Source organism: Streptococcus oralis SK610, from assembly GCF_000257455.1.
Lineage (GTDB): Bacteria > Bacillota > Bacilli > Lactobacillales > Streptococcaceae > Streptococcus > Streptococcus oralis_CB.
In genome coordinates this window covers 54,836-68,813 of sequence record NZ_AJKQ01000001.1, presented here as the reverse complement: position 1 = coordinate 68,813, position 13,978 = coordinate 54,836, and the positions used below count along the sequence as shown (strand labels likewise).

Sequence of the window (13,978 nt, the reverse complement as noted above, 5' to 3'; positions counted from 1 at the left end):
AACCGCTTACATTTTATAAAGCAGTTTCGTTTATTTTGTTTCTATTTATCTCCTCACTTCCCATTCTAATGGTCGCTTAGCATTTGTCAATGGCTTTTTAGCAAGAGACATATTTGTTGTTGTTTTTTCTTAAAATAGTAGAAGAAAGAGAGGAAAGGGTGGAATTATTCGTGATTTCATAGTTCAATCTGATTGTAAGACTAGCTTAGAATTGGCTTAACCCCCTCTTGAAAGCGTAAAACAAACTAGTCAGGAAAGTCACTTTATGGTATAATATAGAAGACTCAAAAAGAAACAGGAGAAAAAGAATGGATTTACTTTTAGAAATTATCTTGATTGTGCTAGCTTTTCTAGGAGGAGCTCTTGGAGGGATTTACTTGGCTCGTAAGCAAATCGAAAAAAAATATGCTGATAACCCACGTTTGAACGCTGACGCAGTTCGTGCTCTCTTGAGTGCAAATGGTCAAAAACCAAGCGAAGCCAAGGTACAACAAGTTTACCATCAAATCATCCGCCAACAAAAAGCAGCCCTTGCCAAGAACAAAAAGAAATAAATAGGAAAAGTCTGGGATGAAAGTTCCAGACTTCTCACTATGTTCAATAGTTCTCAAGGATAAGACTTTTTCCTTGCATTCTATTGATATTTGATTATGATTAAGAGAGAGGCAGTTGCCATTCTATCAGGCTGTCTATCCGTTCATTTAGGACGAGTAATCATGATGAACTATCAATCAGAAAAAAGACTAGAAAGAAGACTGTATGGATAATCGACCAATTGGTTTTTTGGATTCGGGTGTCGGGGGCTTGACTGTTGTTCGTGAGCTCATGCGCCAGCTTCCTCATGAAGAAATCGTCTATATTGGAGATTCGGCACGGGCGCCCTATGGTCCCCGTCCTGCTGAGCAAATCCGTGAATATACTTGGCAGTTGGTCAACTTTCTCTTGACCAAGGATGTCAAAATGATTGTCATTGCTTGTAATACTGCGACTGCGGTCGTCTGGGAAGAAATCAAGGCTCAACTAGATATTCCTGTCCTAGGCGTGATTTTGCCAGGAGCTTCGGCAGCCATCAAGTCCAGTCAAGGTGGGAAAATTGGGGTGATTGGAACTCCCATGACGGTACAATCAGACATCTACCGTCAGAAAATCCATGATCTGGATCCGGACTTACAGGTGGAGAGTATGGCCTGTCCCAAGTTTGCGCCCTTGGTCGAATCTGGTGCCCTGTCAACCAGTGTAACAAAGAAAGTGGTCTATGAAACCCTGCGTCCCTTGGTTGGAAAGGTGGATAGCCTGATTTTGGGTTGTACCCATTACCCACTCCTTCGCCCTATCATCCAAAATGTCATGGGACCTAAGGTTCAGCTCATCGATAGTGGGGCAGAGTGTGTACGGGATATCTCGGTTTTGCTGAACTATTTTGAAATCAATCGTAGCCGAGATGCGGGGCCTCTTCAACATCGTTTTTACACAACAGCCAATAGCCAAAGTTTTGCCCAGATTGGAGCAGAATGGCTGGAAAAAGAGATTCATGTGGAGCATGTAACTTTATGACAAACAAAATTTATGAATATAAGGATGACCAGGACTGGTATGTCGGTGTCTGGGATGTCTATGGAGGCATCTATAGCCTTATCAAAGATCCTCTCAAGCTTGATTTTATGGATTTGGCGCGGATTTTTCGTGACGAGGAAAATGGCTTTCCGATTACGATAACGGTGATGCGCTGGTCTTCTAACTTCCGTTTACTCTCTTTTATCGTTGAGATTTTAAATGCCGAAGCAGGTTGCAATCTAGAAGTCATCCAACGTCAGGGAGCCCTTCTCTTGGTTGAAAATGGAAAACTCTTGCATGTCGAACTACCTAAAGAAGGGATCGATGTTCAAGACTTCTTTAAAACTAGTAAGGTTAGAGAAACTTTGCTCATTGCGACTCGTAATGAGGGCAAGACCAAGGAATTTCGTGCTATCTTTGACAAACTAGGCTACGATGTGGAAAATCTCAATGACTATCCAGAACTGCCTGAAGTAGCTGAAACTGGCATGACCTTTGAAGAAAATGCCCGCCTCAAGGCAGAAACTATTTCCCAATTAACAGGCAAGATGGTTTTAGCAGATGATTCAGGTCTCAAAGTCGATGTCCTCGGCGGTTTGCCAGGAGTCTGGTCAGCCCGTTTTGCAGGTGTGGGAGCAACTGACCGTGAAAACAATGCCAAGCTCTTGCACGAATTGGCCATGGTCTTTGATCTCAAGGACCGTTCGGCTCAATTCCACACAACCCTAGTCGTAGCTAGTCCAAACAAGGAAAGCTTGGTTGTTGAAGCTGACTGGCCAGGCTACATTAATTTTGAACCTAAGGGTGAAAATGGCTTTGGCTATGACCCTCTCTTCCTGGTAGGAGAGACAGGCAAATCCTCAGCTGAATTAACCCTTGAAGAAAAAAATAGCCAATCCCACCGTGCCTTAGCCGTTAAGAAACTTTTGGAGGTATTTCCATCATGGCAAAGCAAACCATCATTGTAATGAGTGATTCCCACGGAGATAGCTTGATTGTGGAAGAAATTCGTGATCGCTATCTGGGGAAAGTCGATGCCATTTTTCACGATGGTGACTCTGAACTCCGTCCAGACTCTCCGCTCTGGGAGGGTATCCATGTCGTCAAAGGAAATATGGACTTTTATGCTGGCTACCCAGAACGTTTGGTAACTCAACTTGGTCCAACCAAGATCATCCAGACCCATGGACACTTGTTTGACATCAATTTCAACTTTCAAAAGTTGGACTACTGGGCTCAGGAAGAAGATGCCGATATCTGTCTCTATGGTCACTTGCATGTGCCAAGTGCTTGGATGGAAGGAAAGACTCTTTTTCTAAATCCAGGCTCCATCAGCCAACCACGAGGAACTATTAGAGAATGCCTCTATGCACGTGTGGAGATTGATAACAGCTATTTCAAAGTAGAGTTTTTGACACGTGACCATGAGGTTTATCCAGGCTTGTCCAAGGAGTTTGCTCGATGATTGCCAAGGAATTTGAAGCATTTTTATTGGAGCAGGAAGAGACTTTTCTTACCCCTGCTGAGAATCTAGCAGCCTTGATTGATACCCATAACGCTGACCATGCAATTTTGGTATTGAGTCAAATCACCTATACGCGTATCCCTGTTGTGACCTTTGACAAACGCTTTGTTGGAACCATTGGGCTGAGAGACATTTTGGCTTATCAAATGGAGCAAGGTTTGACGGATGAGCAGATGGCAACGACAGACATCGTCAATATGACCAAGACAGATGTGGCAGTCGTCGCTCCAGACTATAACATCACTGAAGTCCTCCATAAACTGGTGGATGAACCCTTCTTGCCAGTGGTAGATGATGAAGGAATTTTCCAAGGAATCATCACGCGCAAGTCTATCCTCAAGGCCGTCAATGCCCTCTTGCATGACTTTAGTAAGGAATATGAGATTCGATGCAAATGAGAGATAGGATATCAGCCTTTTTAGAGGGAAAGCAGGGTTTGTCTGCCAATTCCAAACAATCCTATAAGTATGATTTGGAGCAATTTTTAGATATTGTAGGTGAGCGGATCTCTGAAACTAGTCTCAAGATTTACCAAGCCCAGCTAGCCAATCTAAAAATCAGCGCCCAGAAGCGAAAACTTTCGGCCTGCAACCAATTTCTCTACTTTCTCTATCAAAAAGGTGAAGTGGACAGTTTTTATCGTTTGGAGTTAGCCAAACAAGCTGAAAAGAAGACTGAAAAACCAGAGATTCTAGACCTAGACTCTTTTTGGCAGGAAAGTAATTATCCAGAAGGACGCTTGCTGGCGCTCTTAATCCTAGAAATGGGACTTTTGCCAAGTGAGATTTTAGCCCTTAAGGTTGCAGATATCAATCTGGATTTTCAGGTGCTACGAATCAACAAGGCTTCTCAACAGAGGATTGTTACCATTCCCACGACCTTGATCCCAGAGCTGGAATCCTTGATGGGGCAAACCTATCTCTTTGAAAGGGGAGGAAAAGCCTATTCTCGTCAGTGGGCCTTTCGTCAACTTGAGTCCTTTGTCAAGGAGAAAGGTTTCCCAACCTTATCAGCCCAAGCCTTGCGGGAACAGTTCATTCTAAGACAAATAGAAAACAAGGTCGATTTGTACGAAATTGCAAAAAAATTAGGATTAAAAACAGTTCTGACCTTAGAAAAATATAGATAATGGATATTAAATTAAAAGATTTTGAAGGGCCCCTGGACTTGCTCTTGCACTTGGTTTCTAAGTACCAGATGGATATCTACGATGTGCCTATCACAGAAGTCATCGAACAGTATCTAGCCTATGTCTCAACCCTGCAGGCTATGCGTCTGGAGGTGACGGGCGAGTATATGGTTATGGCCAGTCAGCTCATGCTGATCAAGAGCCGCAAGCTCTTGCCAAAGGTAGCAGAAGTGACAGACTTAGAGGATGACCTGGAGCAGGACCTTCTCTCCCAAATCGAAGAATACCGCAAGTTCAAACTCCTGGGTGAGCACTTGGAGGCTAAGCACCAAGATCGGGCCCAGTACTATTCCAAAGCGCCAACAGAGTTGATTTACGAGGATGCGGAGCTTGTGCATGACAAGACGACCATTGACCTCTTTTTGGCTTTTTCAAATATCCTAGCCAAGAAAAAAGAGGAGTTCGCACAGAATCACACGACCATCTTGCGGGATGAGTATAAGATTGAGGACATGATGGTCATTGTAAAAGAGTCCTTGACTGGACGAGACCAGTTGCGTTTGCAGGATTTGTTCAAGGAAGCCCAGAATGTCCAAGAGGTTATTACCCTCTTTTTGGCGACCCTAGAGTTAATCAAAACTCAGGAACTGACCCTCGTGCAAGAGGAGAGTTTCGGAGATATCTATCTCATGGAAAAGAAGGAAGAAAGTCAAGAGGCACAAAGCTAGACTTGATAGAGAGGAAAGATGAGTACTTTAGCAGAAATAGAAGCGCTCTTGTTTGTAGCAGGTGAAGATGGGATTCGGGTCCGTCAGTTGGCTGAACTCCTATCGCTTCCACCGACAGGCATCCAGCAGAGTTTAGAAAAATTAGCCCAAAAGTATGAAAAAGACCAAGAGTCGAGCTTGTCCCTGATTGAGACAGGTGGGGCTTATAGATTGGTGACCAAGCCTCAATTTGCAGCGATTTTGAAGGAATACTCCAAGGCGCCCATTAACCAGAGTTTATCTCGGGCTGCCCTTGAGACCTTGTCCATCATTGCCTACAAGCAGCCTATCACGCGGATAGAAATTGATGCTATCCGTGGGGTCAATTCGAGTGGGGCTTTGGCAAAGTTGCAGGCCTTTGACTTGATACGAGAAGACGGGAAAAAAGAGGTGTTGGGTCGTCCCAATCTCTATGTGACTACGGATTATTTCTTAGATTACATGGGGATCAATCATTTGGAAGAATTGCCAGTGATTGATGAGCTTGAGATTCAAGCGCAAGAAAGCCAATTATTTGGTGAAAGGATAGAAGAAGATGAGAATCAATAAATATATTGCCCACGCAGGTGTGGCCAGTAGGAGAAAAGCAGAAGAGCTGATCAAGCAAGGCTTGGTGACGGTCAACGGCCAAGTGGTGCGTGAACTCGCAACGACTATTAAGTCAGGCGACAAAGTCGAAGTGGAAGGCCAACCTATCTACAACGAAGAAAAGGTTTATTATCTGCTTAACAAACCACGCGGTGTCATTTCCAGTGTGACAGATGACAAGGGCCGCAAGACGGTTGTCGACCTCTTGCCCAATGTCAAAGAACGCATTTATCCAGTTGGACGTTTAGACTGGGATACATCAGGTGTCTTGATTTTGACCAATGATGGGGACTTTACAGACGAGATGATCCACCCCCGTAATGAGATTGACAAGGTTTATGTTGCGCGTGTTAAAGGTGTGGCTAATAAGGAAAACCTCCGCCCCTTGACCCGTGGACTTGAGATTGATGGCAAGAAAACCAAGCCAGCTGTTTATGAAATTCTCAAAGTAGATCCAGTTAAAAATCGCTCTGTAGTGCAGTTGACTATCCATGAAGGGCGAAACCACCAGGTTAAAAAGATGTTTGAAGCTGTCGGCCTCCAAGTGGATAAGTTGTCTCGGACACGTTTTGGACATCTAGACTTGACGGGGCTTCGTCCAGGTGAAGCTCGTCGCCTCAATAAAAAAGAAATCAGCCAACTACACACCATGGCTGTAACCAAGAAATAATGAAACGAATCTTAATAGCGCCAGTACGCTTTTACCAACGTTTTATCTCACCAGCCTTTCCACCCTCTTGTCGCTTTGAGCCTACTTGTTCCAACTACATGATCCAGGCTATTGAAAAACATGGCTTCAAGGGTGTTCTGATGGGCTTGGCTCGGATTTTACGTTGCCACCCCTGGTCGCCAATAGGAAAAGACCCCGTCCCAGACCACTTTTCCCTCAGACGAAATCAAGAAAAAAAATAACCCAACATCACCTGATGTTGGGTTTTCTTGTTTATTTCAAAGCTTTTTGAGCGTCTTCAATCATGAGTTTAGTTGATTCAAGTCCGCCACCACTTAGATACCAGAGGTCTGGTGTGAGTTGGATGATTTTACCGTTTTTAGCGGCAGGAGTCTCAGCGATGAGGGCATTTTCTAGGACGCCATCGTTGCTTGAGTTGTCACCACCGATGGCAAGGGTACGGTTGATGACAAAGAGGATGTCAGGATTGATTTCTTTGACACTTTCAAAGCTGACTTCTTGTCCGTGGCGTGAGTCTTCAAATTGAGTATCAGTTGGTTTGAATTTCAAGGTTTGATACAAGAAAGAGAAACGAGATTGGGCACCAAAGGCAGCCATTTTTCCTTCATTGAGGAGGATCGCAAGGGCTTTTTTGTCAGAACTTTCGTTTTTAGTAGCGACTTCTTGGATGCTCTTGTCTAGGTTAGCCAATTCTTCCTTGGCTTTCTGTGTACCAGTTTCGCCGAAGGCGCTTGCTAAGGATTCGATATTAGCCTTGGTAGAAGTCCAGTAGTCTTCTTTTCCTGCTTCAAAGAGCACGGTTGGAGCAATTTCTTTGAATTTATCTACGAATTTTTGGGTACGTGGTGAAGCGATAATCAAATCCGGTTCAAGGGCGGCAATGGCTTCTAAATCAGGCTCTTTCATAGAACCAACATTTTTAACTTTTTCAGCTAGGTCTTTGAGATAGGTTGGAACGGTTTTTGTAGGCATTCCGACGATATTCTTTTCAAAACCTAAAGCGCGAATAGTATCCGCAGCACCGAGGTCGAAGACAACGATTTTCTCAGGAACTTTTGACAGTTTGACCTCGTCTAGTGAGCTTTTAATGGTCACTTCTGTTGGAGCAGAAGTGCTGGTCTCCGTCTGGCTGGTACTTGAGTTTGAGTTTGTACTACATGCACCAAGTAAGAGCAAGAAACTAACCGCTAGGGCAGTGAGATAAAGTTTAAGGGATGTTTTCATGATTTCTCCTTTTTAAAATGTGATAACGATGTAGGGGTCTCTTAGATAGGCTTGTTAGCTAAGAGACAGAGGGTTCTCTATCATGAGTTCAGAATAGCTAGCTATAGATACAGATCTTTTTGCCATTGATATCCGCCAGCGTGATGGGAATCTCATAGAGTTGACTGAGCAGGTCAGCCTGCATGATTTGAGTAGTCGTTCCCTTGCAAAAGACTTGGCCGTCTTTAAAGGCAACAATTTCATCCGCATACTGACTGGCTATGTTGATATCGTGGAGGACGATGATAATGGTCTTCCCTAGTTCCTCCACCAGTCGCTTGAGAATCTGCATCATGCTGACACTTTGCTTAATATCGAGATTGTTGAGAGGTTCGTCTAGTAAGATAAAGTCCGTATCCTGGGCCAGTACCATGGCGATAAAGACCCGCTGGAGCTGTCCTCCAGACAGGCTATCGATGTAGCGATCTTTTAGATTGGTCAGTTCCAGATAGTCCAGAGTTTCTCGGATTTTTTCCCAGTCTTCTGCCCTCAGTCGACCACGGCTGTAGGGAAAGCGTCCAAAGCTGACTAATTCTTCAACGGTCAATTTGGCTTGGTAATTAATCTTTTGCTTTAGGATGGTCAGCTCTTTGGCTAGTTCTTGTGAATTCCAGCTTTCGATTTCACGACCCTTGATACTGAGAATCCCCTGATCTTTCTTGGTCAGTCTGCTCATAATGGAGAGGAGAGTTGATTTTCCAGCACCATTTGGACCAATGAAGGCTGTCAGTTTCTGAGGACTGACTTCAAGCGAAATGCCTTGCAAAATATCCTGTTTTTGAATGGATTTGTCAATGTTTTCCAGTTTCACCGACGTGCCCTCCTGTAAAGTAAGATAAAGAATAAGAAGCCCCCCACACTCTCAATAATCATACTGATGCGAATTTCCAGCGCAAAGACTCGTTCGATGAGGGCTTGCCCTAAGGTCAAACTAATAAATCCAATCAGAATGGCTAGGATAAAGAGCAACTTGTGCCGATAATCTTTGACAATCAGGTAAGTGAGATTGGCCAGCATAAAGCCGAAGAAGGCCATAGGCCCTACCAAGGCAGTCGCTGTTGAGGTTAAAAGCACGATGCCCCAGAGGAGTTCTCTCTGTTCTTTTTCAATATCGAGTCCCAGTATCTGAGCCGTTTCTCTTTGTAAGTGCAAGACATCCAGAACGACTGCTTTTCGAAAGAAAAAGATTGTCAAGGCGAGGATGATCAGAGAACCGATGGCTAGGATGGAAGTATTCAGATGCTGAAAGGAGGCAAAGAGACTGTTCTGCAGTTTATCGTATTCATTTGGATCCATCAGAACTTGGAGGAAGGTACTGATATTTCGAAAGAGACTTCCCAGGGCTAGACAGATTAGCAGAATGAAGACCAGATTTTGCTTCATCAGCGTCTTCAAGTAGCCTTGTAAGGCGAGAAAAAAGAGGGATTGAAGCAGAAGCAAGACTAGAAATTCTAAGACAGGAGACTTCCCAAGCTGTAGAAATTTGCTTTCAAATATCAGTAGCAGGGTCTGTAGCAAGACATAGAAGGATTCGATTCCCAAAATACTTGGCGTCAGAAAGCGATTTTCCGTCAGGGTTTGAAAACTAATGGTCGAAATCCCTGTCGCGATGGCTACCAAGAGATAAACGATGATTTTTTGGGAACGCAGCTTCCAGGCAAAGGCAGACAGCTGAGTGATGGGCCAAAAGTAGAGGAGACAAGCTCCGATGGCCAGAATAATGAGAAGGCAGAAGAGCTTGGTATGTTTGCTTTTAAACTGCATCTTTTTGTCCCCCTCTCCATAGAAGTAGGATAAAGACGAGACTACCGATGATTCCTAGAATGAGACTGACAGACAGCTCATAGGGCCGAATCAAGACTCGAGAGAGGATGTCGCAGGCCAGAACTAGATTGGCACCGACTAGAGCGACCATGAGTTTGGTTTGACTCAAATTATCTCCATAGCGCTTGCGGATAAGATTGGGAACGATGACTCCGAGAAAAGGCAAGGCGCCCACAGTAATCATGGTGACACTTGTCGTTAGCGCCACTAGAAAGAGGGCCAGCTTTTCAAGTAGGGAGTAAGAAATCCCCAAACTCTCACTGGTTTCCTTGCCCAGATTCATGATGGTGAAGGTTTGGGATAATTTCCAAACGGCTATCAGGATAATGAGGCCTAAGAAGAGCCACTCATACTGATGGGTCTGAATCATGGAGAAGGAGCCCTGGGTCCAAGCAGTCATACTCTGAACCAGATTGAAACGATAGGCGATAACTTCTGTGATAGAACCGATAATCCCACTATAGATGATCCCAATTAAGGGCAACATCCATCTTTCCTTTACAGAAAAAATAGTCATAAAGGCCAGGAAGAAGAGGGTAAATAAGATGGATGAGCCAAAAGCAAAGAGCATCTTTTGGGTCAGACTCGCAGACGGAAAGACAAAGAGGCTCAACACCATTCCCAGTTTGGCGGCTTCTGTCGTTCCGACTGTGCTTGGGGCAGCAAACTGATTTTGAGTAATGGTCTGCATGAGGAGTCCTGCCATGCTCATACTGGAGGCTGCAAGGAGAATGCTGATGGTTCTTGGAAGACGCGACTCTTGAAAGAGAAGCCAAGTCTGTTGGTCAAAAGCAAAGAATTTTTCCCAAGAAAAATCACTGGTTCCAATGGTGATGGAGAGAAAGACTAGGAGTAGAAGTAAGCCTGTTAAAATATGAGAAAGTTTCATGCCCCGTCCTTTCATGTAGATTTGGTATAAAAATACCCTTGGAGATAATGTAACACGATTTCTTTAATCTGTCAATAAATTTTCTGACAATTTAATGTAAAAAGAAAGAAAAATTTCTGAAATTACATCTGCCCCTCTCTTTTATAGGATAAACTAGTAAAAACTAATCCAATTTCCTACTATCCTTCTCCTATAAAAAGTGGTAAAATGGAGGACAGAAAGAAGGAACTGATATGACAACATTATTTTCAAAAATCAAAGAAGTAACAGAGCTTGCTGCGATCTCAGGTCATGAAGCACCTGTCCGGACTTATCTTCGTGAGAAGTTGACACCGCACGTGGATGAAGTAGTGACAGATGGCTTGGGTGGTATTTTCGGAATTAAACATTCAGAAGCTGCGGAAGCACCACGCGTCTTGGTCGCTTCTCACATGGACGAAGTTGGTTTTATGGTCAGCGAGATTAAGCCAGATGGTACCTTCCGTGTGGTTGAAATCGGTGGTTGGAATCCCATGGTGGTTAGTAGCCAACGCTTTAAACTCTTTACTCGTGACGGTCGTGAAATTCCTGTGATTTCAGGCTCTGTTCCGCCACATTTGACACGTGGAACAGGTGGACCAACCATGCCAGCTATTTCGGATATCATTTTTGATGGCGGTTTTGCGGACAAGGCTGAAGCAGAAAGCTTTGGTATCCGTCCAGGTGACACCATTGTCCCTGATAGCTCCGCTATCTTGACAGCCAATGAAAAGAATATCATTTCGAAAGCTTGGGACAACCGCTACGGTGTCCTCATGGTAAGTGAGCTAGCTGAAGCCCTTTCAGGTCAAAAACTCGGAAATGAACTCTATCTTGGCTCGAACGTCCAAGAAGAGGTTGGGCTTCGTGGCGCTCATACTTCTACAACTAAGTTTGATCCAGAAGTCTTTCTGGCAGTTGACTGCTCACCAGCAGGTGATGTTTATGGTGGTCAAGGCAAGATTGGGGATGGAACCTTGATTCGTTTCTATGATCCAGGTCACTTGCTCCTCCCAGGTATGAAGGATTTCCTTTTGACAACGGCTGAGGAAGCGGGCATCAAGTACCAATATTACTGTGGAAAAGGCGGAACGGACGCTGGAGCAGCTCATCTGAAAAATGGTGGTGTCCCATCTACAACTATCGGTGTCTGTGCTCGTTATATCCACTCTCATCAAACTCTCTACGCGATGGATGACTTCTTAGAAGCCCAAGCCTTCTTGCAAGCCTTGGTGAAAAAATTGGATCGTTCAACTATTGATTTGATTAAAAATTATTAAGTATAAGGGAGGTGATCAGGATGGCAGAACCAAACCTAGAAAGCCTTATAAGAGATCTCTACAACCATGCCCGTCAGGGCTTGAGTGAAGATTTAGTTGCTGCTCTCTTAGAGACTGCTAAAAAACTACCAACTACAAATGAGCAATTACTAGCAGTCCGACTCTCAGGACTGGTCACTCGTGAATTGCTCACCAATCCCAAACACCCAGCACCTGAATTAATCAATTTGGCTCGCTTTATCAAAAGAGAAGAAGCTAAGTACAGAGGAACTGCAGTTTCTGCTATTATGTTTGGAGAGCTATTTAAAATGCTTTGATTCCATTGTGAATCAAAGCATTTTTTATATGCTCCAAAAGAAATTCTTGATGAGGAGACAAAAAAGCCATCCCATTCAGGATAGCTTCTTGGTACTTATACTCAATGAAAATCAAAGAGCAAACTAGGAAACTAACCGCAGGCTGTACTTGGGTACGGCAAGGCGACGTTGACGTGGTTTGAAGAGATTTTCGAAGAGTATTAAATTTGTTCAGCGATGACCTTTTCAGCAAGGTTCATAGCATGGTCAGATACACGAGTGTAGTGGGAAATGATGTCGATAAAGTTGACTCCAGCTTGTGTAGAACACTCACCCTTGTTAAGGCGTTTGATATGGGTCTTTCTGAGAACACGTTCCATATTGTTGATTTCTTTATGACGTTCAATCAGACTTTGAGCTTTTTCAATATCATTGTTTTCCACACTATCAAGGGCATCCTTGATGAATGCGGTTGTTGCTTGATAAATCTCAGCTAATTCCTCTAAAGCAGCATCAGAAAATTGAACATTCTTACGTTGGAGGTAGTCTGTTAGGTTGAGCAAGCCTTCTGCGTGGTCCCCAATTCGTTCCAAATCACGAGATGAATCCAGAATGTTGGTCAAGACTTCGCTTTCCTTTTGACTCAAGGATTCGCTTGAGAGTCTGATGAGGTAACGAGTGAGTTTTTCATCGATGGTGTTGATGGCTTCCTCTGTTTTGTGCCCTTTTTCAGCTACCTTTTCATCCAAACCGATGATATAGCTATAAGAAAGGTCAAAAGCTTTGGCTGCATAGTTCCCCAAGTGCAAAAGTTCCTTTTTAGCATTTCCTAGAGCGATAGAAGGAGATTGTTGGATAAGTTGTTCGTCGAGATAAAGGGGCTCGTACTTGACAACCTCGTCTTCACCAGGGATGAGCTTGGTTACAAAGTAGGCCAAGGCTCCGATGAATGGAAATTGTACAATGGTGTTACTTACGTTAAAGGCACCGTGAGAGAAGGCGATTGTCATCTCAGGTGAGAGGTGAAGGAGTGCCTGGAAGTACTCGATCATAGCAGTGAAGGGGCCTAATAGGATTAAGCAAAGAATAGTTCCTAAAACGTTAAAGGTAACGTGGGTTGCTGCAACGCGTTTTGCAGAGATGTTAGCTCCAGCTGCTGCAATGATAACGGTTAAGGTTGTCCCGATATTATCTCCAAAGAGAACTGGTAGTGAACCTTTAAGGTCAAGGAAACCACCTGCATAGAGGCCTTGCAAAATCCCGATTGTAGCCGAGGAAGCCTGGATGAGGACGGTAATCACTGCACCGGCTACTACTCCTAAAATAGGATTTTGTCCCAAGGTTACCATATATTCCTTGAATTGTGGTAAATCTTTAAGCGGACTCATACCGGCACTGATGAGGTTGAGAGCATAGAAGATCCCCCCTACACCAAACAGGATGCGCCCGATATTGTTTGCTGTTCTGTTTTTTGTAAAGAAGAGGAACATGGTTCCAAGGAAAATCAAGGGTAAAGCATACTCGCCAAGCTTGAAACCGATGATAAAGGAAGTAACGGTGGTTCCAATGTTGGCTCCCATGATAATTCCGATAGCCTGTCTAAGAGTGAGAAGGCTAGCGCTGACCAGCCCAACCGTTATAACTGTAACCCCTGTACTTGACTGAATGAGGGCAGTCACGACAATCCCGACTAGAACACCTAAAAAGGGATTGCTAGTATACTTGTCAATGTAAAAACGAAGGCGATCTCCAGCAGCTTGTTGCAAACCGTCTCCCATGGTCTTAATACTGTATAAAAACAGTCCTAGACCTCCTAAAAAGTGAAATAAAATTTCCTGCCAATTAATGGACATTTCTTTTTCCTCCGAAAAATAATAACGGAATTTCTCCTATTCTATTTTAAAGGATAAAAGTAAATCTCACAAGTGTTTAGTAGAAATTTTCATAAGAAACAAGAACTTTCTTTCAAAATGAGAGATAGATTCTCTTTAAGATAGATGATTTATAGGATTGTGTCCAAATTTTACTGATTATTATCCTAGTTATAGTTTTTATGTTAAATAGATTGACATCGCTTTCATATAAGATAAAATGAAGATAATCCTGTTCTGGTGGTGTCCACTAAGAACAGTTGCTTTTTATCTAAAAAGTAAA

General features: G+C 43.6%; 17 protein-coding genes. 12 read left to right on the top strand and 5 right to left on the bottom strand.

Translation table 11 applies throughout. The annotated features are described in order from the left end of the window. Positions 1–308 precede the first annotated feature (308 nt). From HMPREF1115_RS02680 to yidD, 10 genes are all read left to right on the top strand, one after another. The gene (locus HMPREF1115_RS02680; protein WP_000364993.1) at positions 309–554 is read left to right on the top strand and encodes a YneF family protein; all 246 of its coding nucleotides are present in this window, start codon (positions 309–311) and stop codon (positions 552–554) included. 205 nt (positions 555–759) lie between these two features. Continuing rightward, on the top strand, positions 760–1,554 hold the full coding sequence (gene racE, locus HMPREF1115_RS02675) for a glutamate racemase (RefSeq protein ID WP_000370382.1): 795 nt from the start codon (positions 760–762) through the stop codon (positions 1,552–1,554). Further along, a complete protein-coding gene (locus HMPREF1115_RS02670) occupies positions 1,512–2,522 on the top strand; it encodes a nucleoside-triphosphate diphosphatase (RefSeq protein ID WP_416068968.1) in 1,011 nt (336 codons plus the stop codon). The genes racE and HMPREF1115_RS02670 overlap by 43 nt, the downstream gene beginning before the upstream one ends. Next, positions 2,498–3,019 (top strand): metallophosphoesterase, encoded by a 522-nt coding sequence (locus tag HMPREF1115_RS02665; RefSeq protein ID WP_001118943.1) that lies wholly within the window; start codon positions 2,498–2,500, stop codon positions 3,017–3,019. The genes HMPREF1115_RS02670 and HMPREF1115_RS02665 overlap by 25 nt, the downstream gene beginning before the upstream one ends. Next, the gene (gene cbpB / locus HMPREF1115_RS02660) at positions 3,016–3,477 is read left to right on the top strand and encodes a cyclic-di-AMP-binding protein CbpB (protein ID WP_000560696.1); all 462 of its coding nucleotides are present in this window, start codon (positions 3,016–3,018) and stop codon (positions 3,475–3,477) included. Before HMPREF1115_RS02665 ends, cbpB begins: the two co-directional genes overlap by 4 nt. Continuing rightward, positions 3,474–4,208 (top strand): site-specific tyrosine recombinase XerD, encoded by a 735-nt coding sequence (gene xerD, locus HMPREF1115_RS02655; protein ID WP_332827956.1) that lies wholly within the window; start codon positions 3,474–3,476, stop codon positions 4,206–4,208. The genes cbpB and xerD overlap by 4 nt, the downstream gene beginning before the upstream one ends. Continuing rightward, positions 4,208–4,936 carry a segregation/condensation protein A gene (locus HMPREF1115_RS02650; protein WP_000351890.1) on the top strand — a complete coding sequence of 243 codons (729 nt, stop codon included), beginning with the start codon at positions 4,208–4,210 and terminating at the stop codon, positions 4,934–4,936. Before xerD ends, HMPREF1115_RS02650 begins: the two co-directional genes overlap by 1 nt. 18 nt (positions 4,937–4,954) lie before the next feature. Continuing rightward, entirely contained in the window at positions 4,955–5,524 is a 570-nt protein-coding gene (gene scpB / locus HMPREF1115_RS02645) for an SMC-Scp complex subunit ScpB (RefSeq protein ID WP_000105288.1), read from the top strand. Next, entirely contained in the window at positions 5,511–6,233 is a 723-nt protein-coding gene (locus HMPREF1115_RS02640) for a pseudouridine synthase (RefSeq protein WP_001222229.1), read from the top strand. The genes scpB and HMPREF1115_RS02640 overlap by 14 nt, the downstream gene beginning before the upstream one ends. Beyond that, positions 6,233–6,475, top strand: coding sequence for a membrane protein insertion efficiency factor YidD (gene yidD, locus HMPREF1115_RS02635; protein WP_000821631.1), 243 nt, complete (start codon positions 6,233–6,235; stop codon positions 6,473–6,475). Before HMPREF1115_RS02640 ends, yidD begins: the two co-directional genes overlap by 1 nt. Before the next feature lie 31 nt (positions 6,476–6,506). Here the strand turns inward: yidD and HMPREF1115_RS02630 are convergent, their stop codons facing one another. The 4 genes from HMPREF1115_RS02630 to HMPREF1115_RS02615 form a co-directional block, all read right to left on the bottom strand. After that, positions 6,507–7,478, bottom strand: a complete 972-nt coding sequence (locus HMPREF1115_RS02630; protein WP_000858276.1) for a siderophore ABC transporter substrate-binding protein — start codon at positions 7,476–7,478, stop codon at positions 6,507–6,509. Between the two features lie 97 nt (positions 7,479–7,575). Further along, complete coding sequence (locus tag HMPREF1115_RS02625; RefSeq protein WP_000764294.1) at positions 7,576–8,328, bottom strand: iron ABC transporter ATP-binding protein; 753 nt, start codon at positions 8,326–8,328, stop codon at positions 7,576–7,578. Beyond that, entirely contained in the window at positions 8,325–9,281 is a 957-nt protein-coding gene (locus HMPREF1115_RS02620; RefSeq protein WP_001159845.1) for an iron chelate uptake ABC transporter family permease subunit, read from the bottom strand. Before HMPREF1115_RS02620 ends, HMPREF1115_RS02625 begins: the two co-directional genes overlap by 4 nt. Next, positions 9,271–10,230 carry an ABC transporter permease gene (locus HMPREF1115_RS02615; RefSeq protein ID WP_000777217.1) on the bottom strand — a complete coding sequence of 320 codons (960 nt, stop codon included), beginning with the start codon at positions 10,228–10,230 and terminating at the stop codon, positions 9,271–9,273. The genes HMPREF1115_RS02620 and HMPREF1115_RS02615 overlap by 11 nt, the downstream gene beginning before the upstream one ends. 233 nt (positions 10,231–10,463) lie before the next feature. On the opposite strand from HMPREF1115_RS02615, the gene pepA reads away from it, so the two are divergent. Then, the gene (pepA, locus tag HMPREF1115_RS02610; protein ID WP_000209184.1) at positions 10,464–11,528 is read left to right on the top strand and encodes a glutamyl aminopeptidase; all 1,065 of its coding nucleotides are present in this window, start codon (positions 10,464–10,466) and stop codon (positions 11,526–11,528) included. A 20-nt stretch (positions 11,529–11,548) separates the two neighbouring features. Next, on the top strand, positions 11,549–11,845 hold the full coding sequence (locus HMPREF1115_RS02605) for a bacteriocin immunity family protein (protein ID WP_000840148.1): 297 nt from the start codon (positions 11,549–11,551) through the stop codon (positions 11,843–11,845). 200 nt (positions 11,846–12,045) lie between these two features. Here HMPREF1115_RS02605 and HMPREF1115_RS02600 read toward each other — a convergent pair whose 3' ends face one another. Next, positions 12,046–13,677, bottom strand: coding sequence for a Na/Pi cotransporter family protein (locus tag HMPREF1115_RS02600; protein ID WP_000026655.1), 1,632 nt, complete (start codon positions 13,675–13,677; stop codon positions 12,046–12,048). Positions 13,678–13,978: the final 301 nt, after the last annotated feature.